This window comes from Pedobacter frigiditerrae, from assembly GCF_004331645.1.
Classification (GTDB): domain Bacteria; phylum Bacteroidota; class Bacteroidia; order Sphingobacteriales; family Sphingobacteriaceae; genus Pedobacter; species Pedobacter frigiditerrae.
Window position 1 is genome coordinate 763,978 of the sequence record NZ_SJSK01000001.1, and the last position, 20,800, is coordinate 784,777.

Here is a 20,800-nt window from a genome sequence, read left to right on the forward strand (position 1 = left end):
AATGAACGTTAAGCAAAAAACTATAAAAAGTGAAATTTCTGTGGCTGGCGTAGGTTTGCACACTGGAGCAAATGTTACGTTAACTTTTTGCCCTGCACCAGACAATCACGGTTTTAAGTTTCAAAGAATAGACCTTCCTGGTCAGCCAATTGTAGATGCAGACTGTGATAATGTTACGGATACAGCCAGAGGGACTACAATTACTCAAAATGGAGCAAGTGTAAGTACAGTTGAGCACGTAATGGCGGCCCTGGTTGGTATGGATTTGGATAATGTTTTGTTAAAACTAGATGGGCCAGAAACACCAATTATGGATGGAAGCTCTATTAAGTTTATTGAAGCATTAGAAGAGGTTGGCGTTGCTTCTCAAGAAACTGACCGAGAATATTTCACCATTCCTCATAACATCACTTATACAGAAGAAGATAGAAAGGTAGAAATTGTGGCAATGCCATTAGATGACTATCGTTTTACTTGTATGATTGACTATAATTCTCCTGTTTTAGGAAGTCAACACGCAGGAATATCTAGCATTGCTGAGTTTAAGAAAGAAATAGCGTCATGTAGAACTTTTTGCTTTTTGCATGAATTAGAATATCAATTACAAAACAACCTAATTAAAGGAGGCGATTTAAATAATGCCATTGTTATTGTAGATAAAGAAGTAACTAAAGAAGAATTAGAACACTTAGCCAAAATTTTCAATAGAAGTGCCATAGAGGTTGCCCCACAAGGAATATTGAACAATATGGAGTTGCGTTATCAAAATGAACCAGCTCGCCATAAACTGTTAGATATGATCGGTGATTTAGCTTTGGTTGGCGTTCACTTAAAAGGCCATATCATGGCAGCAAGACCTGGTCATGCAGCAAATGTTGCTTTTGCTAAAAAGATTAAGGCAGCAATTAAAAAAGAAAAAGGCAAGAAAATACAAAAGGTTTATGACGCAAATGCAAAACCATTGTATGATGTAATGCAGATCATGGATATTTTGCCTCATAGACAACCATTTTTGTTTGTAGATAAAGTATTAGAGCTTTCTAAAACTCACGTTGTAGGCGTTAAAAATGTAACAATGAATGAGGATTTTTTTAGAGGACATTTTCCCGGAGCACCTGTATTACCTGGTGTAATCCAAATAGAAGCCATGGCTCAGGTTGGTGGAATTTTGGTTTTAAGTACAGTTCCAGACCCAAGAAATTACCTAACTTATTTCTTGAAAATAGATAACGTGCGTTTTAGAGCACAAGTATTGCCCGGAGATACGATTATATTTAGATGCGATTTAATGGAGCCTATTCGTAGGGGAATTGCACAGATGAAGGGCATTGGAATGGTAGGAGAAAAAATAGTAGTTGAAGCCGAAATGATGGCTCAAATTTCAAGAGTTAAAGAAAGCGAAACAGCATAATGATACAACCGTTAGCATATATACACCCACAAGCAAAAATTGCAGATAATGTTGTAGTTGAGCCATTTGCTGTAATTCACAAAGATGTAGAAATTGGGGAAGGCACTTGGATTGGTTCTAACGTTGTGATAATGGATGGCGCAAGAATTGGTAAAAACTGCCGCATTTTTCCAGGCTCTGTAATTTCTGGTGTTCCGCAAGATTTAAAATTTGCAGGTGAGGTTACTACCGCAGAAATCGGTGATAATACAACCATTCGCGAATGTGTAACCATTAACCGTGGTACAAAAGACAAATGGAAAACGGTTATTGGAAAAAACTGCTTAATACAAGCTTATTCTCACGTTGCGCATGATTGTGAAGTAGGTGATTATTGCATATTCTCTAACAGCACAACCTTAGCAGGTCACATTACCATTGGAGATTATGTGGTATTGGCAGGTTTGGTTGCTATTCACCAATTTGTAAAAGTTGGTTCACATGCTTTTGTAACTGGTGGTTCATTGGTTCGTAAAGACGTTCCTCCTTATGTTAAGGCGGCTAGAGAGCCACTTTCTTACGTAGGTATCAATTCAGTTGGATTGCGTAGAAGGGGTTTTTCTCCAGAAAAGATTAACGAAATTCAAGAGATTTATCGTGTGTTGTTTGTAAAAAACAATAACGTTACCAAAGCTTTAGATATCATAGAAGCAGAATTCCAGCCAACCGAAATACGTGATGAAATTGTAGATTTTATTCGCAACTCTAACCGTGGGGTAATGAGAGGTTTTGGTACAGGAAGCAAGGAACGATAATCTTAAGGCCTAAGGTTTCAAGGCTGAGGGTTGAAGGTAAGGTTAAGTCTTATATCTCTCAATATGCATATCTCAATACGCAATACTAAATGAATATCTCCCTAAACAACGTTGGTCGCCGGTTTAATAAAGAATGGATATTTAAAAATATAGACTATACGTTTAAGCATGGCGAAAAATATGCTGTTTTAGGCCCGAATGGTTCTGGAAAATCTACTTTGTTAAGTATTTTATTGGGAAGCTTAACCCCTTCGGAAGGCGAAATCGGGTATTCAAATCTGGAGGTAATTAGGGTTGAGGATGTATATCAATACATCAGCTTTGCTGCGCCGTATTTAGATTTAGTAGAAGAATTCACTTTACAAGAAACCATCGATTTTCACTTTCAATTTAAGGCTTATGCCCATGGATTAAATGCCGCCGAGGTGTTGGGCCTGCTTGGGTTAAAGAAATCACAAGACAAGGCTTTAAAACACTTCTCCTCTGGAATGAAACAAAGAACCAAGCTTGCCTTGGCTTGTTGCTCCAATACACCACTTTTATTTTTAGATGAGCCTACCTCAAACTTAGACACACAAGGTGTAGATTGGTATTTGCAGCTCATCGAAAAGTTTGCTCCAAATAAAATGGTTATCGTAGGGTCTAATCAAGAGCATGAATACGGCTTCTGCAAAAACTTACTGAGTATTTCTGATTATAAATAGGTTTTTAGCCATCATCGGATGAATATTGCTGGTATACAACGATTCGTCTAATAACTATATGGATAATTATAGTTGTTTTTGGGAAATGATTATCAGAAGCTTTTGGCAATTACAGTCCCGCTTTCCGTTTTACTTCGTGGTTAGCCGCAAGGGCTAACCCTACGTGTTCACTACAATCGGGTTTATTTAACAGAGCCAGTAGTTCTTTTGACAGTTTGCAACCCTAAATAGTTGCAAAAGCCTTCGTTTATAAACAGGTCCAGATAGCTATCGGGAGAAGCGTTACCCTTTTTAATGGCATCCGGAGCATAGTCGAAGGATAATTAAAAGATTTAGCGTAAAGCCAGGCTTGCTTTAACCCCTAAGCCGTCTTCGCTTTTCCTATTAATTTAATGTTGATTATGTTAAATTTTTCGCAAAAAACTAGTCTATTTCTCTTTAAAACCATACTATAAAAATATTTTTAATTTGCTATTGCATAATTGAAATATAGTATATACCTTTGCGCCACGAAACAAGGCGGAATTAATAGCTAAATATCGTACAAATTGATTAAAATAGATTGCTTCAAGTTTCTAAATAAGAAGATAAAGCAATTTTAATATAATAAGAATTTCATAGTTTAGTTTTAGGTTTAGGTTGATTGTAGCTTCGGAGTGGTTCCCGAAGCTATCTTTTTTTAAAGCTTTTTTAGAAAATATTTTTTTACCTTGCGCCTTCAAAAAAAGAAGACCAAATAATTAGTGATTTTTAAAACATCATGGCAAAAGCATCAGAAATAAAAGTAGGTAACATTCTTCGTGTAAACAATGAACTAGTTACAGTAGAAGAGTGGAATCACCGCACACCAGGTAAAGGCGGAGCATTTTACACTGGTAAATTTCGTAACATTAAAACATCAAGGCTTATTGAAGCTCGTATGAACACAGACGAGGTTGTGGAGATTTGCCGCGTAGAGACTAATGATTATCAATACTTATATGAAGAGGGTGACTCTTTGGTGGTTATGGATAACAATTCTTATGAGCAATTTAATGTGGCTAAATCTTTATTTGGCCCATCTATTAAGTTCTTGAAAGAAGGAATGAGCATTTTAGTAGCTATTGAAAGCGAAGAACCGATTCAAGCAAGTCTTCCAAATTTTGTTGAAATGGAGGTTGTTTATTCGGAGCCAGCAGTAAAAGGTGATACTTCTACCAATGCTTTAAAAGCGGCAACAGTAGAAAACAATGTGGAAATTAAAGTTCCTTTGTTTGTTAACCAAGGTGACAGAGTTAAAATTGATACTCGCACTGGAGAATACGTAGAGAGAGTAAAATAGGAGTAGGATTTAAGGATTATAAGATTTTCAAGATTATAGTTCCTTAACAAATTTTGTCATAGCCGCAGATTCGCTGATTAAATCAATCAGTAAACCTGCGGCTTCTTTTTGTAATGTCATCCTGAGCGTAGTCGAAGGATTTTAGACAAATTAGTCTTCGACAAGCTCAGACTGACAATCTCTTTTGTAAGTTTGTATATGCTTAAATCAGCCTTAAGAAAACAAGCCTTAAATCAACGCAGTGCTTTAACCGAGGATAATCTCCAAGAGTTAAACGAAAAGTTGTTAGCGCAGTTTAAAAAGCTCGATTTATCGAATATTAAAAGCTTACATATCTTCTTGCCAATCATTCATCAAAAGGAGCCAGATACTTTTTTAATTATCGATTGGTTGCAACAACAACACCCAGAAATAGAAATTGTAATACCAAAGGCAGATTTTAAGACAAGTATCATGAGTCATCATTCTTATCTAGATAAAGAAGACCTGCTTAACAATCATTATCATATTCCAGAACCTCAAAAAGCAAAACTATTTACGACAACACCAGACATGGTAATTGTTCCTTTGCTGGCATTTGATAAAAAAGGATATAGGGTTGGTTATGGAAAAGGTTTTTATGACCGCTTTTTGTCGAAATTAGCTACACAAAAAATAGGACTATCATTTTTTGATGCGGTAGAAGAAATTATTGATGTACATTTGAATGATATCCGATTGGATAAATGCATTACACCAAATCAAATTTATATATTTAAAGATTAGTAGAAAGCATTAATCTCAATACGCACATCTCAATACGCATTAAAATGGAAAAGGAATTCAAAATAACTTCTGCAAAACATTACGAAGAAACCATGATTGCCATTTTCGAAATGCAAGAACAAGAAGATCCATTAACGGCTGCTCAAATAGCAGAAATGGAATTAATGCTTAAGGCTTCTGAGAAATATGAGGCTGAAGAGCTTTAATAAAATCAGTAATTAGATAGGCAATTGTCTTTCCTGTTTTAATATCAACTCTGCCATCTTCCATTTCTGTTGCACCTTCACAAATGTGCAAATAAGCGAAATTTTTCCTGTTGGATAAGAGGATATTTCTAATATCATTTAATTCAAAACCCGATGACGTTTGAGCACTAGATAAGACTTTTTCTATGCTATCTAAGTCGATTTCTAAACCGCTGGGGTCAGCTAAATCAGCAATAAAATCATTCCAATTTTCTGATACAGATTTTGGGCTTTGCAGCAAATCTTCGAAGTAAAATGCCTTGATATTTGGATTAGCTGCAATATAATTAGGTAAGGTTTGGTTCACATAATTTTGGTGCAAGCCAAATATTTTATACTGATTCAAATAGCCGCTACCTAATGCTGTGCTAAAACCATTGCCGCTGTGCCTTCCTTCTGCCCTGTCCCTTAAATCTGCATGGGCATCAATATTTACTACATTAATTTTATGTCCACCAGTTCCCATAGATGCTCCAGCGATAATTGGCGCTGCATTATTATGTCCGCCACCAATAACGATTGGAACTTTGCCAGCATTAACTATTTTCTGAATAATTGGGTAAACCAAAGCATCAATAGTATTTACTTTTTTTCTTAATCCTTGTAAACTTGCGTCTGTTGGCTCCTCAATTTCGAAATGTCCTAAAACCAAGATTTCCTCCCCAGATAAAAACGGATTGCTCTGAATGTTTAACAATGCTTTTAGAGCTGAATTCCACGCAGTTTTTGTACCAGCTATACCTAAATTTGCCCTTACGCCAATATCTTCAGGAATGCCAAGTAAAACATATTGAGCAGGGGAATCCATCAAAGCTTGAATATTTATTTCGCCTTCTGCACAGGTTGGACAATCATAAACATAAACATGTTGACCTAGTTTTTCCTCGGCAACTCTCTCATTTATCAATAAATCGATATCGCTCTGCGTGTAAATTTTAAAGCTATCCATTATAAATTTCCCCGTTTAAAATAACTGTTTCAATTTGGCTCTGGCCGAAACTATAAGGCAAAAATGCCAAAGAAGGCATCGCTCTAGTAATGAATAAATTTGCCTTTTTGCCAATGGCGATGCTTCCCATTTGATTGCTGAGTTCCATTGCTGCGGCTCCATTTAAAGTAGCTGCATTGATCGCTTCTTCTGGCAACATTTTTAGTTTAATACAGGCTAAGGAAACTACGAAATTCATATTTCCTGATGGTGTTGAACCTGGATTATAATCTGTTGCAATGGCAACTTTTGCACTGTTATTGATTAAACCTCTGGCATTTGCAAAAGGAATATCTAAGTAAAAGGAACAGGAAGGTAAAAGTGTTGCAATGGTTTCGTTATGAGCTAAAGTTGATAAAACTTCATTGTCTGTTTCTTCTAAATGGTCTACTGAAATGGCATTATGCTTTACGCCAATTTGAACACCTCCAGAAATTGAAAGCTGGTTAGCATGGATTTTTGGTTTCAATCCGTATTTCGCAGCAGCGGATAAAATTTCATCAGTTTCTGCGATAGAAAAAAATCCTTTTTCGCAAAAAACATCAATATAATCAGCTAAATTTTCTTTGGCAACTAAAGGTAATAATTGGGCGATAATCAAATTAATATAACCTTTATGATTTTCTTTATAAGCTAAGGGATAAGCGTGTGCTGCTAGTAATGTTGCTTTAATTGGAATAGGAAAAGCTTCTTTCAATCTTCTGATAACTCGCAACATTTTCAGCTCGCTTTCTACGGTTAAACCATAGCCACTTTTTATTTCTACCGCACCAGTTCCTTGCTTAATCATATCGGCTAACCGTAGGCTTGCCCTTTTAAAAAGCTCATCTTCGGTTGCTTGTTCTAGTTTTTTTGCTGAGTTTAAAATTCCCCCGCCAGCTGCAGCGATATCTTCATAAGTTTTCCCTTCAATTTTCATTACAAACTCCTCTTCTCTTGGAGCAGCAAAAACAATGTGTGTATGGCTGTCGCACCAAGAAGGGAAAACGAATTTGCCTTTGGCATTGATGGAAGATGGAAGATGTAAAATGGAAGATGGGATTTCACTCATCAAACCAAAATCTTTAATTAACCCATCTTCTAATAAGAGCCAGGCATTTTCTAAAACGGGCAAATTGGCCATTTCATTACCACGAAGAGAAATTTTCTCTTTTGGGTGGACGCCTACTAGCCCTTTGATGTTTATAATGAGCATTTTTGGTTAAATGTTTAAATTGTAAAATTGGTTAATTGAGCCCGGTTACAGTTAACCAATTACAACAATTAACCAGTTAAACTTTATGCTAATTCCAGCAATACCGGACAGTGGTCAGAATGCAAGGCGTCAGGTAATATCTTAACATTTTTTAGCCTGCTTTCCATAGGCCTGCTTATCAAGTGATAATCAATTCGCCAACCTAAGTTTTTACCTCTAGAACCAGCTCTATAACTCCACCATGTGTAATGATGTGGGTCTTTATTAAAATGCCTGAACGAATCTATAAAGCCATTATTCATAAACAACTCCATCCATTCACGTTCTTCGGGTAAAAACCCAGATGAATTAGCATTAGATTTTGGGTTATGAATATCTATTGCTTGATGGCAGATGTTATAATCGCCAGAGATAATTAAGTTAGGATGTTCTTTTCTGATTTCATCAATATAGACATCAAAAAACTTCATAAACTCATACTTTTTGATTTGTCTTTCATCGCCACTAGAACCTGATGGCATATATAAACTCATTAAAGAAAAGGTATCAAAATCGGCTCTTAAAACCCTTCCTTCGGCATCAATCCAAGATTCACCACAGCCATAAGAAATGTTGTTAGGTTTAATCTTTGTTAAAATGGCAACACCGCTATATCCTTTTTTCTCTGCAGGAAACCAATAATGGTGATAGCCTAATTGCTCTATCAGGGCAATAATTTCGGGGATTTGTTCTTTTAAGGCTTTCACTTCTTGCAAACAAACCATATCTGCATCTGTAGCTTGTAGCCAATTAAAAAGACCTTTTGTTGAGGCGGCTCTAATGCCATTTACATTATAGGAGATAATTTTCATTTTAGTATCAAGTATTTAGTATCAAGTAGCGAGACTGGGTGGATAAGCATTTGCTCCAAACCATTTATCTTCACTTGTTTATTGCAGCTTTTTTCAGTTCTTTTTCTAGTTTTTTTGCTTCTCTTTTCTTCAATATAGTAATGGTCATTTTTACATCAGTTATAGGCCTGTCTCCTTTTGCTGTTGGCTCAGCCGCAATATTATCAACCATTTCTAAACCTTTTACCACTTCGCCAAAAACAGTGTAATTTCTATCTAAATGTGGTGTGCCGCCAATAGTTTTGTAAACCTGACGTTGCCATTCTGGAATTTTAAATTTCATCCTGTTTTTCTCAACAGCATTTAAAGTAGAATCGTTCCATACTTTTCCTTGAACGATATAAAATTGAGAGCCACTTGAAGCCTTTGTTGGATTAGCAGCATCACCTTCTCTGGCCGCGGCTAATACGCCCTTTTTATGAAATAAACTATCTACAAATTCTGCAGGAATGGTGTATTTCGGCCCGCCCTCTCCAAGCGCAGCGCCAGCTACAGCATTTTTAGAATCGGGATCCCCTCCTTGAATCATAAAAGCTTTTATCACCCTGTGAAATAATGTGCCATCAAAAAAACCTTCCTTAGCTAACTTTAAAAAATTATCACGATGTAAAGGTGTTTCATTGTAGAGTTTAATAATCACTTCACCTTTAGATGTTGTAATTTTTACATATTGATTTTTAGGTTTTGCAGCAAAAGCAGTAACTAAACAAAGGCTTAAGAGAAGTGTAAAGAGTTTTTTCATACTTAAAATGAATTTATGCTAAGGTATTTAAAAATTGGAAGAGATTATAACTAAAAAGGTAGCCACAGATTAGCAGATTACTTTTGGATAATAGAATTATTGCTCATAAGAATCTGCTAATCTGTGGCTTAAAATCAATGATAGTTTTAATTTACCATTTTTTAACAATTGATGAAATCTCAATTCAAAAAATTATGTATAGCTTTGTTAATAATGAAGTTAAAGCAAAAATCAGCAATAGGCCTTTGCATCTTTTACCTTTTAAGCGTAATTGGCGTGGCTTTGAGCATTCATTTTTGTGGCGGCAAATTAGCTTCTGTTTCAGTTACAAATGCACAAGTAGCTTGTAAATATTGCAACGCAAAAACTACAGATAAAAAGGATGATGGTTGTTGTAAAAACACCAAGATTGACGCTAAGGTTAAGGATTCTCATCAAGTAGAGAGTGCTTTCAAATTACCAAAACTATTTAGTTTTGAAACATTATTACATCCAAAATTTGCTGATTTATTAAGTCAAGTTTTACCTTCTTATTTTAGTAAGGTTGTAAACAAAGCACCACCCAAGTCCAAGGGCGTGGCTTTACACATTTTCAACTGCGTTTTTAGAAATTAGATAATGAGCTAAGCTAAGTATTATCCTTATGCATTGTTTTTTTTCCCATCGGGGAGATGAATATTTACTCATTTATAAAAATTTCAAGATGAAAACGACCAAAATCATATTCAGTTTTTTGATGCTTTTTGCTATAAACAAAGTGTCGGCTCAACAAATTACTACAGTAGAAATGCAAGTAACAGGATTAACTTGTTCTATGTGTTCTCAAGCTACTGAAAAGTCTTTGCGTACTTTAGATTATGTAAGTAATGTAACACCAGATTTAAATAAAAACCTATTTGTGATTACCTTCAAAAAAGACAAAGTGGTAAACTTCGACCAATTGAACAAAAAGGTTAAGGAAGCAGGTTTTTCTGTTGGAAAACTAGATGCTACAGTAAACTTTAATCAAGTAAAAATTGATGAAGAAGGACAAGCAATTGTAGGTTCAAATGTTTATCGTTTTGCCAATGTAAAAAGTAAGGTTTTAAACGGATCGGTTAAAGTGAGTGTAATAGATAAAAGCTTCATTTCTAATGCTGCATTTAAACAGAAATCGGCAACCGTAAAGTTTGATTCTTATCCAAGTGGTACTGGAATTATCAATGGTAAAAAGACTAGAATTTATCACTTAAGCATATAAAAATGATAAGGAAATTGATAGGATTACTGCTGGTATTTATTGGCTTTAATCAATCTGCCTTTGCTCAAGAACTCTATGTTTTTACTGAGCCTGCTAGTAATATGCCAAAGAATTCAATCGCTATTCGTTTAACCAACGAGGGGATGTTTAAACCAAGCTTTACAAATAGAACGATTGTTGAAGGTATGGTTGGGCTGAATAAGAGCCTAATGTTTCACCTGCAAGGTTTTATGTCTGATATGGATGGAAAATATCGGGTAGAAGGTGGAAGTTTTTATGCAAAGTATAGGTTTTTGTCTATGGATAATGATCACAGCCATTTTCGTGGGGCGCTTTATGGCAGAGTAAGCACAAGTAAACGTGATATGGTTAGTGAAGACATTAATTTAGAAGGAGATAATTCTGGTTGGCAAGGCGGGTTAGTCTTTACACAATTGATTCACAAATTGGCATTATCAGCCACGCTTGGTTACAGTAGTACTTTTAAAAAGCAAGAAGATATGCTGTACTTTGATCCAGGCATGATGTTTCATTCGCCGACACCAATGTTTATGGCAATGAAAATGCCTAATGAAATGTTTAATTACAGCCTTTCATCAGGATATTTATTGCTCCCTTTTGTCTATAAAAACTACAACCAACCTAACTTTAATTTGTATTTTGAAGTACTAGGGAAGACTAATCCCGCAAATGGAAATTCGTACCTAGATTTGGCCCCAGCTATTCAAGTAATTTTAAACAGCAAAACGAGAATAGATGTAGGTTATCGTTTTCAAGCAACAGGAAATATGCCAAATAGATATTTGAAAAACATGTATTTAGCAAGAATAGAATTTAATTTTTTTAACGCATTAAGTAAGAAATGAAAATAAAATTTAAACAGATGAAAAAAATATTAGTAATGATTGCTGTATTCAGCATCACAATTTTCTCTGTCGCAAAAGCGCAAACAGCGACAACAAAAACCGAGTTTGATAAAACTTTAAATGCCTATTTTAACATTAAAAATGCTTTGGCAAAAGACAACGCAACTTTAGCAAGTCAGAACACTAAAGTTTTGTTAACTAACATTGAAAGTTTTCCAACCAAAAAATTAGCTGCAAGTCAGCAAGCATTATGGAAAACAGAAACTGCAAAAATTAAAACTGCGGCCTTAGCAATAAGCAATGAAAAAGTAATTAAAGTACAAAGACAGAGCTTTTGGGCGGTTTCTACTGCCATGATTAATTTGGCTAAAGCTTTTAAATTAAACAGCGAAGTAGTTTATGTGCAATATTGTCCAATGGCGAAAAAAAGCTGGTTAAATGAAGTGGAAGATGTTCAAAATCCATTTTATGGCAGTATGATGTATGACTGTGGTGAAGTAACAGAAACTATTGCGAAAAAATAGATGAGGCTGTATATCAAAAATATGGTGTGCGACCGATGTAAAATGGTGGTTAAAGCTGAGTTAGAAAAACTTGGCTTTAACCCTATTTCTATTCAATTGGGAGAAGTAAAAATTGAGCAAGAAAATATAAGTGAAGAAGAGAAGAATGGCTTGAAGCTCGCTTTAGATAGATTCGGTTTTGAGCTTTTAACTGAAAAAAAGCAACAGCTAGTTGAGCAAGTTAAAACGGTGATTATTGAATTGGTTCATTATTCTAAAGAAATACTGAAGCTTAATTTATCGGATTATTTGAGTGAAAAATTAGGCATTGAATATGCTAATTTAAGCGCTGCTTTTTCTGAGCACGAAAGTCAAACCATTGAAAAATACTTCATCGCACAAAAAATCGAAAAGGTTAAGGAATTGCTAGCCTACGGAGAAAAATCGTTAAGTGAAATTGCTTACGACTTAAACTACAGCAGTGTTGCTCATCTATCAACGCAGTTTAAAAAAGTAACAGGCTTAACACCATCGGCCTATAAATCTAACAAAAAATTGGAACGCAAAACGCTGAATGAAGTTTGAGTTCTTATCTTACATCAACGTTTTAAAATATCGTTCTACGTAAATTTGTACAAGTAAAACGATAAAGATGGAAACGCTAAATCAATTTAAAAAGTTCACTTCAGGGCTAGATGCAACAGCATTCATGCCGGTTCTATTTATGGGGCACGGTTCACCTATGAATGGCATTGAATTAAATGAATTTAGCTCAAAGTGGATTGACATTGCTCAGAACATTCCTGTGCCAAAAGCTGTTTTAGTGGTGTCGGCACATTGGTTTACCAAGGGAACTAAAATTACGGCAATGGATATGCCACCAACAATTCACGACTTTGGAGGCTTTCCACAGGCCCTTTTTGATGTGCAATATCCAGCTCCTGGTAATCCGCAGTTAGCAAAAGAAACTTCAGATTTAGTAAAATCTACAGACATTTTTTTAGATCACGATTGGGGTTTAGATCATGGCGCTTGGTCGGTGATTAAACACATGTTTCCTAAAGCAAATATTCCTGTTTTGCAATTAAGTATCGACTACACAAAAGATGCGCAGTATCATTATAATTTGGCAAAGGAATTATGCACATTGCGCAAAAAAGGAGTGCTGATTTTAGGTAGTGGCAATATGGTTCACAATCTTAGAATGGTAAGTTGGGAAATGATAAATGGCGGAGGTTATGACTGGGCTATTGAAGCGAACGATAAGTTTAAAAATGCCATTTTAAATAAAAACCATCAAGCGTTAATCAATTATCAAACCATGGGAAGTGATGTCATGTTAGGTATTCCAACACCAGAACATTATTTGCCATTAATGTATACACTGGGTTTGCAAAATGAAAAAGAAGGGGCTACTTTGTTTAATGATAAAGCCGTTGGTGGTTCTCTTACAATGACTTCTGTGCAGATTGGGTAATTCGACTTCGTGATTGCCGTGAAAACGGGAATCGTAAAGCGTTATGCTTTAATCATCTTTCCTCCGCATTAAGATTAACAGTCGAGCTGGTAATGACGATAACTATTTAAAATTATGTAAATCTTATCGGTTATTATGTAACAAAGGCTCAGTCTGCTTGTTATAATTTTGTATATCAAATTTAAAATGATGACACATAATTATCAAGTTACCGGAATGACCTGTTCTGGTTGTGAAAATAAAGTTAAAAGCAGTTTATTGTTGTTGCCAGAAGTTACGGCAGTTGATGTTTCTAAAGACACCAAATCTGCAAAAATAACAATGACCAACCATATTGATTTAGCAGTTTTACAACAAGCTTTGGGAAACCATTATCAAATTAGTTTACCAAGCGGTGGAGCTTCAACAGAAGAAAAAAAATCGTGTTGCGCAACACATACACATCAAAAAGCGCCGATAATAGTACATCCTGCTCAGGCAGGTAAATTCTATTGCCCAATGCATTGCGAAGGAGATAAAGTTTATGATAAAGCAGGAAGTTGCCCTGTTTGCGGAATGGATTTGGTACAACAGCCAATTATCAATCATTCGGTTGAATATACCTGCCCAATGCATCCCGAAATTATAACTGATAAGCCAGGAGATTGCCCTATCTGTGGGATGGACCTAGTAAGGAAAGAAACGTCTATTAGCGAAGAAAACAAAAGCTATAAAAATCTTTTAGGGAAGATGAAAATTTCCCTTCTTTTCACTATTCCAATATTTATTATTGCAATGGTTGGTATGTTTCATCCTAATCCTTTAAATCGAATAATGGATGATGAGAAATGGAATTGGGTGCAATTTATTCTTTCAATACCTGTTGTTTTTTATACCTGTTGGATGTTTTTTGTAAGAGCTTATAAATCAATCATCACTTGGAATTTAAACATGTTTACGCTAATAGGGATTGGTGCTGGGGTTGCATTTCTTTTTAGTGTTTTTGGACTATTATTTCCCCATCTTTTTCCTCAAGAGTTTGAAAGCGATCATGGTTCAGTACATCTCTATTTTGAAGCCACGACTGTTATTTTAACGCTTGTGTTGTTAGGGCAGTTAATGGAAGCAAAAGCGCATGATAAAACAAGCGGGGCAATTAAAGCATTGTTAAAATTGGCACCTACAGAAGCAATAGTAGTTGTAAATGGTATAGATCAACCGATATCAATTCACGATATAAAAAAGGGAGATTTATTACGTGTAAAACCTGGGGATAAAATACCTGTAGACGGTAAAATAAATCAGGGTTTTAGTAGTGTTGATGAGTCCATGATAACTGGAGAGCCAATTCCGGCTGATAGAAAAGAAGGAGACAATGTAATTGCGGGCACCATAAACGGAACAAGATCCTTTGTCATGCAAGCAGATAAAATAGGTTCGGAAACCTTACTTGCTCAAATTGTTCAAATGGTTGAAGACGCTAGTCGTTCAAGAGCTCCAATACAAAAACTGGCAGATACCATAGCGAAATATTTCGTTCCAATTGTAGTTGTTATTGCTATTATTACTTTTTTCATTTGGCAACAATTTGGTCCAGAACCTCGGTTAATTTACGGATTGATTAATGCTGTTGCCGTATTGATTATTGCTTGTCCCTGTGCTTTGGGTTTGGCAACGCCAATGTCTGTTATGGTTGGTGTCGGCAAAGGTGCTCAAGTTGGCGTTTTGATAAAAAATGCTGAGGCCCTGGAGAAAATGAATAAAGTAGATGTTTTAGTTATAGATAAAACAGGAACGATAACAGAAGGAAAACCTTCTTTGGAAAAAATAGTTTCATTTGATAATAATGAAGATGATTTGCTTAAGAAAATAGCTTCCTTAAATCAGCAAAGCGAACATCCTTTAGCAAAGGCCGTGGTAGATTTTGCCAAAGCAAAAAGCGTTAAGCTGGTGTCAGTAAATGATTTTGAAACCATTGTTGGTAAAGGTGTAGTAGGAACTTACGAAGGCTCAAAGATATCGCTTGGCAATCAAAAATTGATGGAGCATATTGGGGCAATTGTTTCCGCTTCAATAGCAGAGAAAGTTATAGCCGAACAGCAACTAGGAAAGACCGTTTCTTATATCGCTATTGATGAGCAAATTGCTGGATACATAACCATTACTGATGCAATAAAAGAGACAAGTAAAAATGCAATTGCTGAACTACTAAACCAAGGAATTGAAGTGATTATGCTTACTGGAGATAATGAAAACACAGCCAAAACAGTAGCAGAAGAATTAAAATTAAGTTCGTTTAAGGCAGGTTGTTTGCCCGAGGATAAACTTAAGGAAATTAAGAAATTGCAAGCAACAGGAAAAATTGTAGCAATGGCAGGCGATGGAATTAACGACGCTCCCGCTTTAGCGCAAGCAGATGTTGGTATTGCAATGGGAACAGGGACGGATGTTGCAATCGAAAGCGCAAAAATAACCCTAGTAAAAGGTAACTTGCAGAGCATTGTAAGGGCAAAAAAATTAAGTCACCATGTGATGAGAAACATTAAGCAAAACCTGTTTTTTGCATTTTTCTATAATGTATTAGGAATTCCTATAGCAGCGGGTGTTTTATATCCTGTATTTGGTTTATTATTATCACCTATGATTGCTGCTTTAGCAATGAGTTTCAGTTCAGTTTCAGTAATAGGAAACGCACTTCGTTTAAGAACGGTTAAAATTTAAGACAACATGAAAAAATTAGCACTTCTTTTGTTTTTAGTCTCTATTTATTTATCAGGTTATGCCCAAACCCAAACAACATATGCTTGCCCAATGCATCCAGAAGTTAAAGATGATAAACCAAGTAAATGTCCCAAATGCGGAATGAAGCTAGTTGAGGTTAAATCGAAGTCTAAACAAGCTAATCCTGCTCCAGGTGCAAACCAAAAACCTCTTCAGGTTTCAACAAGCAAAGTTGTGCCAAAAACAGTTCGATATGATTTATATGTTCGAGATACCACAGTAAATTTTACTGGAAAACAAAAAAGAGCTATTGCTGTAAATGGACAGATACCAATGCCAACATTAACATTTACAGAAGGCGATACAGCAGAAATATATGTACATAATGAGTTAAATGAAGAAACATCTTTGCATTGGCATGGTCTATTTGTGCCAAATAAATATGACGGTGTGCCTAACTTAACTCAAATGCCAATAAAGCCACATACCACACATTTATATAAATTTCCAATTATACAAAGTGGAACGCATTGGTACCATAGCCACACAGGTTTGCAAGAGCAAATTGGCATGTATGGGTCTATGATTTTAAATAAAAGAGCTGAGCCCACAATTCCAACAATACCTGTTATTTTGAGTGAGTGGGCTGATATGAATCCAAAGGAAATTGATAGAAGTTTACACAATGCGACAGATTGGTTTGCCATCAAAAAAGGCAGTACACAAAGTTATGCGGAAGCGATAAAAGAAGGTCATTTTAAAACAAAAATTACCAACGAGTGGAAACGTATGAATGCAATGGATGTAAGCGATGTTTATTATGATCAATTTTTGATAAATGGCAAAAATCAATTCACTGCTAAAAATTTTAAAGCAGGAGATAAAGTAAGGTTAAGGATATCCAACGCAGGTGCTTCGTCTTATTTTTGGCTTACTTATGCTGGCGGTAAAATAACCGTTGTTGCCAATGATGGCAATGATGTGGTTCCTGTAGAAGTGGATCGATTGATGATTGCCGTCTCAGAAACCTATGATGTGATTGTTGAAATCCCAAAAAACTTGAGTTATGAGTTTTTGGTTACACCAGAGGATAGAACAAAATCTGCCTCATTATGGCTAGGTAATGGGATCAAAATGGCAGCACAAAAATTACCTAGGTTAGACTATTTTGAGGGGATGAAGATGATGAATGATATGATGGAAATGAATGGCAATCTAAAGGAAATGAAGGGAATGAAAATGCAAAACCAGATCATGGATATGAATATGGTAATGTACCCTGAAATATCTGGTGATGATAATGCTAAAATGGATCATGATATGGACGGAATGGATATGACCTCAACAAAAGGAGATATTGTAACGCTAAATTACACGATGTTGAGAGCCCCAAAAAGTACAGTTTTACCTAATGGACCAATTAAGGAATTGAAGTTTGACCTAACTGGGAATATGAACAGGTATGTTTGGACTTTAGATAATAAAACTGTTTCAGAGACTGATAAAATCTTAATAAAAAAAGGAGAAAATGTTAGGGTGATACTTTACAACAATAGCATGATGAGGCATCCAATGCATTTGCATGGACATGATTTTAGATTAGTAGGGAAACAAGGCGATTTTGCCCCGTTAAAAAACGTGTTAGACATTATGCCAATGGAAAGGGATACCTTGGAGTTTGCCGCTACAGAAAGTGGAGATTGGTTTTTTCATTGCCACATTTTGTATCACATGATGAGCGGAATGGGCAGAGTTTTTAGCTATGAAAATTCGCCAGCAAATCCAGAAATACCAAATCCGAAATTAGCACAAAGAAAATTATTTGCCGATGATAGAATGTTTCATTTTATGGCCGAAAATGATTTTGCAAGTAACGGAAACGACGGTATGGCCATGTTTGCCAATACTCGGTGGAGCATAGGAACTGAATGGCGCTTAGGTTATAACAAAATGCATGGTTTTGAAACTGAAACCCATATTGGAAGATACATTGGCAAAATGCAATGGTTGATGCCTTTTGTTGGATTTGATTGGCGTTATAGAAAAATGGGTATGGATGAACAAGAAAGGAATATTTTCGGTCAAACCAACACCAAAGATAACAGGACAGTTGTAAGTATAGGAGCAGAATATACCTTGCCCATGCTAGTTAAGGCACAAGCTGAAGTTTATAATGACGGTATTATAAGACTGCAATTGATGAGGGAAGACATTCCTATTTCAAAAAGATTGCGAATGAGTTTTATGGTAAATACTGATAAAGAATATATGAGCGGTTTTAAATACATCGCGAATAAATACTTCTCGTTAACAACCCATTATGATAGCGACATGGGTTTTGGAGTAGGCTTTTCTCTTAATTATTAATTTACTTCCTTCGCAGGTAATTAAATTCTGATTTCCCTTTTTTGCCATTTTTTTCTCCTTCTACCCAAGCTAAAAGCTCATCTTTTGCCTTGTTTTGATAAACAATTCTTTGGGGGAAATCATGAGATGGGTTTTCGAAGATGAATGTATTTTCCTTAACGGGAAGAAGCTTAAACTTGATGGTTTGGTTGTCGTTTTGCCCACTAACTTTTGAACAGTAATAAAAATTGCCATCAATCTTTTTGATAACTAGCGTTTCCGTTAATACACTGTCTCCTTTTAAATTATGGCGATAACTTTTGCCTATTAAACTATCCTTATACTTTAACCAGGTTTCAGTTATTTTTCCTTTCGCTGTTTTCATTTCCCAGCTGCCCAACATAAAGTTAAACTGTTTAATAGATTTGTTTTGCGCATTGGCGGATAATTGAACGATAAATATGAAGGCCAATAAGATTAAATATTTTTTCATTTTAGAGTCAATTGAATATGTGCTAAATGGTGTTTGCCATGCCAAGCATAGTTGCCAACTAAATAACCTAATGTAAATTGTTTTTCTGCGCCTGGATGAAAATAGGTCCTATCGAATGCATTAATATCTAGTGTTTTCAATAGCGCAACTAAGCGCTTGTGCATTGCGTTTAAAATGTCAATCGAAAGTTGGATGTCTTCTGTTTTTCCGTCAGCTAATTCTGCCCACCTTTCCTCATGATATGGTCTTACTGTCGGGTTGTCCTCTGTTAAAGTTAAATGCACACGAGTGTAAGCGTTAATGTGGCTATCGGCTAAATGATGTACAACTTGCCTCACAGTCCAGCCATCTGGGCGATAAGGAATTTCTAAATCAGTATTGCTTAAGCCAGTGGTAATTTCTACAATTTCTTGAGGTAAGGTTGCTAATTGTTCAATCCATTCTTTAAGCACATTTTCGGTAATGGTTTTTGGTGGATTGTATTCTCCAATAGGATATTTTAAACTTTCTAAATCATGCATATTAAATTATATTATGTAAACCATCTAAGGATTATAAGAAGATATAAGCGTTGTATTTTTATAGCGGCAAACTATAGAAAACATAAGATTTAAAATCGTTTTGTGAACTTCGTGTCTTTGTGGTTAAAAAACTATTACATTAGGAAATTATATTATTTTCTTCAACATTTTTAGCGCCCATTCTTTACCAACATAGGGAGGATAAATCATTCTATTAAAATCTAGTCTTCTTTGGAACATAATTGCTCTTTCATGAGAGAAATTCTTGAAGCCAAAAAATCCGTGACTGCTTCCAATTCCGCTTCCATTTACACCGCCAAAAGGCAATTTCGGATTAGAAATATGTATTAAAACATCGTTTACACAAGTACCGCCTGCGCTGGTGTTTTTAATGACGTCTTTTACCATCTTGCTACTTTTACTAAAAATATAAAGTGCCAGTGGTTTGCTTTTTGCATTGATTTGGTCAATTACTTCCGCTATATTTTGGTAAGTAATAATTGGTAAAATAGGGCCAAATATCTCTTCTTCCATTATTTTAGCCCCATTAGGAATTTTACTTAAAATAACCGGGTAAATGGTTTGTTCTTGTTCATCAAAATTTCCTCCCCAATCTATTCTTGCTCCTTTTTCTACAGCTTCATCAACTAAGGTCTTTAACCTTACAAAATGCTTTTGACTGATGATTTTACCATAAACGCGATGGTCTATTTTAGTTTCTGTTTTAAAAAACATTCTGCTTGCCGCGGCTTTATACAATCTAATAAATTCATCATGTTGTTGCTCGTGTACAAATATGTAATCTGGCGCTATGCAGGTTTGTCCGCTGTTAACCAATTTGCCCCAGGCAATCTTCTCCGCTGCTTTTTCTAGGTTAACATCTTTATCAATTATTGTTGGCGATTTGCCCCCAAGTTCTAAAGTAACCGAGGTCAAATTTTTAGCAGCGGCTTCCATTACTACTTTTCCTATTGCTGTGCTTCCAGTAAAAAAGATATGGTCAAAAGGCAGTTCTAAAAGCGCAGAAGAAATATCAGCATTGCCCTCAAAACAAGCAACTTCCTGTTCATTAAACGCTTCTTCAATAATTTTTGAAACAATTTTGCTCGTTTGCGGACTTAATTCTGACGGTTTGACAATACAACAATTTCCTGCTGCTATTGCAGAAATCAGAGGACTCATTGTTAATTGAAATGGATAATTCCAAGGAGCAATTATTAAACAAACACCTTTTGGCTCATAATACAATCTGTTTTTTGCAAATGGATTACTTAATGTTGCGGCAATGTGTTTTGGGCGCATCCAACCACTTAACTTTTTAATGGCGAAGTCCAATTCTCCATAAATGAAAATCAACTCTGTTAATGCGGCCTCAAATCTGCTTTTCCTTAAATCACTTTGTAAAGCCTGATAAATTTCAGACTCATTTTTTAGAATGGCATTTTTTAAAGCTTTTAGTCTTAAAATCCGCTGTGCTGCGTTTTCTTTTCTAAGCGTATATTTGTAAGCTTGTTGTGATTTAAAAACTTGATTGATTTTTTGCTCCATACCATTGAGAACTAATAAGTTCTTGATTTGTTAAATATAGTTAAATGACTA

The 20,800-nt window shown here is 35.5% G+C and carries 21 protein-coding genes; 14 read left to right on the forward strand and 7 right to left on the reverse strand.

What is annotated here, in order from left to right; translation table 11 throughout:
- Window position 1 precedes the first annotated feature (1 nt).
- The 6 genes from EZ428_RS03260 to EZ428_RS23910 all read left to right on the forward strand — a co-directional run bounded on the left by EZ428_RS03260 (window position 2) and on the right by EZ428_RS23910 (window position 5,201).
- Window positions 2–1,411: a bifunctional UDP-3-O-[3-hydroxymyristoyl] N-acetylglucosamine deacetylase/3-hydroxyacyl-ACP dehydratase gene (locus EZ428_RS03260; protein ID WP_131551670.1), complete on the forward strand. Its 1,410-nt coding sequence runs from the start codon at window positions 2–4 to the stop codon at window positions 1,409–1,411.
- The gene (lpxA, locus tag EZ428_RS03265) at window positions 1,411–2,205 is read left to right on the forward strand and encodes an acyl-ACP--UDP-N-acetylglucosamine O-acyltransferase (RefSeq protein ID WP_131551671.1); all 795 of its coding nucleotides are present in this window, start codon (window positions 1,411–1,413) and stop codon (window positions 2,203–2,205) included. The genes EZ428_RS03260 and lpxA overlap by 1 nt, the downstream gene beginning before the upstream one ends.
- Window positions 2,206–2,294: 89 nt before the next feature.
- Window positions 2,295–2,909: an ABC transporter ATP-binding protein gene (locus EZ428_RS03270; protein WP_131551672.1), complete on the forward strand. Its 615-nt coding sequence runs from the start codon at window positions 2,295–2,297 to the stop codon at window positions 2,907–2,909.
- A 760-nt stretch (window positions 2,910–3,669) separates the two neighbouring features.
- The gene (gene efp, locus EZ428_RS03275; protein ID WP_131551673.1) at window positions 3,670–4,230 is read left to right on the forward strand and encodes an elongation factor P; all 561 of its coding nucleotides are present in this window, start codon (window positions 3,670–3,672) and stop codon (window positions 4,228–4,230) included.
- 198 nt (window positions 4,231–4,428) lie between these two features.
- Window positions 4,429–4,995: a 5-formyltetrahydrofolate cyclo-ligase gene (locus tag EZ428_RS03280; RefSeq protein WP_131551674.1), complete on the forward strand. Its 567-nt coding sequence runs from the start codon at window positions 4,429–4,431 to the stop codon at window positions 4,993–4,995.
- A gap of 44 nt (window positions 4,996–5,039) precedes the next feature.
- Window positions 5,040–5,201 (forward strand): hypothetical protein, encoded by a 162-nt coding sequence (locus EZ428_RS23910; RefSeq protein WP_165501696.1) that lies wholly within the window; start codon window positions 5,040–5,042, stop codon window positions 5,199–5,201.
- Here EZ428_RS23910 and EZ428_RS03285 read toward each other — a convergent pair.
- The 4 genes from EZ428_RS03285 to EZ428_RS03300 form a co-directional block, all read right to left on the reverse strand.
- A complete protein-coding gene (locus EZ428_RS03285; RefSeq protein WP_131551675.1) occupies window positions 5,164–6,189 on the reverse strand; it encodes a formimidoylglutamase in 1,026 nt (341 codons plus the stop codon). The genes EZ428_RS23910 and EZ428_RS03285 overlap by 38 nt on opposite strands.
- Window positions 6,182–7,423 (reverse strand): imidazolonepropionase, encoded by a 1,242-nt coding sequence (hutI, locus tag EZ428_RS03290; RefSeq protein WP_131551676.1) that lies wholly within the window; start codon window positions 7,421–7,423, stop codon window positions 6,182–6,184. The genes EZ428_RS03285 and hutI overlap by 8 nt, the downstream gene beginning before the upstream one ends.
- 83 nt (window positions 7,424–7,506) lie before the next feature.
- Window positions 7,507–8,274 carry an exodeoxyribonuclease III gene (locus EZ428_RS03295; RefSeq protein WP_131551677.1) on the reverse strand — a complete coding sequence of 256 codons (768 nt, stop codon included), beginning with the start codon at window positions 8,272–8,274 and terminating at the stop codon, window positions 7,507–7,509.
- 70 nt (window positions 8,275–8,344) lie between these two features.
- On the reverse strand, window positions 8,345–9,055 hold the full coding sequence (locus tag EZ428_RS03300; RefSeq protein ID WP_131551678.1) for a peptidylprolyl isomerase: 711 nt from the start codon (window positions 9,053–9,055) through the stop codon (window positions 8,345–8,347).
- 213 nt (window positions 9,056–9,268) lie between these two features.
- Here EZ428_RS03300 and EZ428_RS03305 point away from each other — a divergent pair, with 213 nt between their 5' ends.
- The 8 genes from EZ428_RS03305 to EZ428_RS03340 all read left to right on the forward strand — a co-directional run bounded on the left by EZ428_RS03305 (window position 9,269) and on the right by EZ428_RS03340 (window position 18,208).
- Window positions 9,269–9,670: an HYC_CC_PP family protein gene (locus EZ428_RS03305; RefSeq protein ID WP_131551679.1), complete on the forward strand. Its 402-nt coding sequence runs from the start codon at window positions 9,269–9,271 to the stop codon at window positions 9,668–9,670.
- Window positions 9,671–9,758: 88 nt separating this feature from the next.
- Complete coding sequence (locus tag EZ428_RS03310; RefSeq protein WP_165501697.1) at window positions 9,759–10,295, forward strand: heavy-metal-associated domain-containing protein; 537 nt, start codon at window positions 9,759–9,761, stop codon at window positions 10,293–10,295.
- Between the two features lie 2 nt (window positions 10,296–10,297).
- Complete coding sequence (locus EZ428_RS03315) at window positions 10,298–11,161, forward strand: hypothetical protein (protein ID WP_131551681.1); 864 nt, start codon at window positions 10,298–10,300, stop codon at window positions 11,159–11,161.
- A 17-nt stretch (window positions 11,162–11,178) separates the two neighbouring features.
- On the forward strand, window positions 11,179–11,685 hold the full coding sequence (locus EZ428_RS03320; protein WP_165501698.1) for a DUF3347 domain-containing protein: 507 nt from the start codon (window positions 11,179–11,181) through the stop codon (window positions 11,683–11,685).
- A complete protein-coding gene (locus EZ428_RS03325) occupies window positions 11,686–12,249 on the forward strand; it encodes a helix-turn-helix domain-containing protein (protein WP_131551683.1) in 564 nt (187 codons plus the stop codon).
- Between the two features lie 67 nt (window positions 12,250–12,316).
- Window positions 12,317–13,141, forward strand: a complete 825-nt coding sequence (gene ygiD / locus EZ428_RS03330; RefSeq protein WP_131551684.1) for a 4,5-DOPA-extradiol-dioxygenase — start codon at window positions 12,317–12,319, stop codon at window positions 13,139–13,141.
- 186 nt (window positions 13,142–13,327) lie between these two features.
- Complete coding sequence (locus EZ428_RS03335; protein ID WP_317126445.1) at window positions 13,328–15,841, forward strand: heavy metal translocating P-type ATPase; 2,514 nt, start codon at window positions 13,328–13,330, stop codon at window positions 15,839–15,841.
- Between the two features lie 6 nt (window positions 15,842–15,847).
- Window positions 15,848–18,208: a multicopper oxidase domain-containing protein gene (locus EZ428_RS03340; RefSeq protein WP_131551685.1), complete on the forward strand. Its 2,361-nt coding sequence runs from the start codon at window positions 15,848–15,850 to the stop codon at window positions 18,206–18,208.
- A gap of 1 nt (window position 18,209) precedes the next feature.
- Here the strand turns inward: EZ428_RS03340 and EZ428_RS03345 are convergent, their stop codons facing one another.
- The 3 genes from EZ428_RS03345 to EZ428_RS03355 all read right to left on the reverse strand — a co-directional run bounded on the left by EZ428_RS03345 (window position 18,210) and on the right by EZ428_RS03355 (window position 20,749).
- Window positions 18,210–18,680, reverse strand: a complete 471-nt coding sequence (locus EZ428_RS03345; protein ID WP_131551686.1) for a DUF6265 family protein — start codon at window positions 18,678–18,680, stop codon at window positions 18,210–18,212.
- Complete coding sequence (locus EZ428_RS03350; protein WP_131551687.1) at window positions 18,677–19,201, reverse strand: YfiT family bacillithiol transferase; 525 nt, start codon at window positions 19,199–19,201, stop codon at window positions 18,677–18,679. The genes EZ428_RS03345 and EZ428_RS03350 overlap by 4 nt, the downstream gene beginning before the upstream one ends.
- Before the next feature lie 147 nt (window positions 19,202–19,348).
- Window positions 19,349–20,749: an aldehyde dehydrogenase family protein gene (locus EZ428_RS03355; RefSeq protein ID WP_131551688.1), complete on the reverse strand. Its 1,401-nt coding sequence runs from the start codon at window positions 20,747–20,749 to the stop codon at window positions 19,349–19,351.
- Window positions 20,750–20,800: the final 51 nt, after the last annotated feature.

What these genes read in the sequence shown, in the direction of transcription:
- EZ428_RS23910 (WP_165501696.1), top strand. Translation starts at nt 5,040, where the DNA reads ATGGAAAAGGAATTCAAAATAACTTCTGCAAAACATTACGAAGAAACC.
- EZ428_RS03260 (WP_131551670.1), top strand. Translation starts at nt 2, where the DNA reads ATGAACGTTAAGCAAAAAACTATAAAAAGTGAAATTTCTGTGGCTGGC.
- EZ428_RS03305 (WP_131551679.1), top strand. Translation starts at nt 9,269, where the DNA reads ATGAAGTTAAAGCAAAAATCAGCAATAGGCCTTTGCATCTTTTACCTT.
- EZ428_RS03340 (WP_131551685.1), top strand. Translation starts at nt 15,848, where the DNA reads ATGAAAAAATTAGCACTTCTTTTGTTTTTAGTCTCTATTTATTTATCA.
- EZ428_RS03310 (WP_165501697.1), top strand. Translation starts at nt 9,759, where the DNA reads ATGAAAACGACCAAAATCATATTCAGTTTTTTGATGCTTTTTGCTATA.
- EZ428_RS03325 (WP_131551683.1), top strand. Translation starts at nt 11,686, where the DNA reads ATGAGGCTGTATATCAAAAATATGGTGTGCGACCGATGTAAAATGGTG.
- EZ428_RS03345 (WP_131551686.1), bottom strand. Translation starts at nt 18,680, where the DNA reads ATGAAAAAATATTTAATCTTATTGGCCTTCATATTTATCGTTCAATTA.
- EZ428_RS03350 (WP_131551687.1), bottom strand. Translation starts at nt 19,201, where the DNA reads ATGCATGATTTAGAAAGTTTAAAATATCCTATTGGAGAATACAATCCA.
- EZ428_RS03295 (WP_131551677.1), bottom strand. Translation starts at nt 8,274, where the DNA reads ATGAAAATTATCTCCTATAATGTAAATGGCATTAGAGCCGCCTCAACA.
- EZ428_RS03315 (WP_131551681.1), top strand. Translation starts at nt 10,298, where the DNA reads ATGATAAGGAAATTGATAGGATTACTGCTGGTATTTATTGGCTTTAAT.
- ygiD (WP_131551684.1), top strand. Translation starts at nt 12,317, where the DNA reads ATGGAAACGCTAAATCAATTTAAAAAGTTCACTTCAGGGCTAGATGCA.
- EZ428_RS03270 (WP_131551672.1), top strand. Translation starts at nt 2,295, where the DNA reads ATGAATATCTCCCTAAACAACGTTGGTCGCCGGTTTAATAAAGAATGG.
- hutI (WP_131551676.1), bottom strand. Translation starts at nt 7,423, where the DNA reads ATGCTCATTATAAACATCAAAGGGCTAGTAGGCGTCCACCCAAAAGAG.
- EZ428_RS03280 (WP_131551674.1), top strand. Translation starts at nt 4,429, where the DNA reads ATGCTTAAATCAGCCTTAAGAAAACAAGCCTTAAATCAACGCAGTGCT.
- efp (WP_131551673.1), top strand. Translation starts at nt 3,670, where the DNA reads ATGGCAAAAGCATCAGAAATAAAAGTAGGTAACATTCTTCGTGTAAAC.
- EZ428_RS03355 (WP_131551688.1), bottom strand. Translation starts at nt 20,749, where the DNA reads ATGGAGCAAAAAATCAATCAAGTTTTTAAATCACAACAAGCTTACAAA.
- EZ428_RS03300 (WP_131551678.1), bottom strand. Translation starts at nt 9,055, where the DNA reads ATGAAAAAACTCTTTACACTTCTCTTAAGCCTTTGTTTAGTTACTGCT.
- EZ428_RS03335 (WP_317126445.1), top strand. Translation starts at nt 13,328, where the DNA reads ATGATGACACATAATTATCAAGTTACCGGAATGACCTGTTCTGGTTGT.
- lpxA (WP_131551671.1), top strand. Translation starts at nt 1,411, where the DNA reads ATGATACAACCGTTAGCATATATACACCCACAAGCAAAAATTGCAGAT.
- EZ428_RS03320 (WP_165501698.1), top strand. Translation starts at nt 11,179, where the DNA reads ATGAAAAAAATATTAGTAATGATTGCTGTATTCAGCATCACAATTTTC.
- EZ428_RS03285 (WP_131551675.1), bottom strand. Translation starts at nt 6,189, where the DNA reads ATGGATAGCTTTAAAATTTACACGCAGAGCGATATCGATTTATTGATA.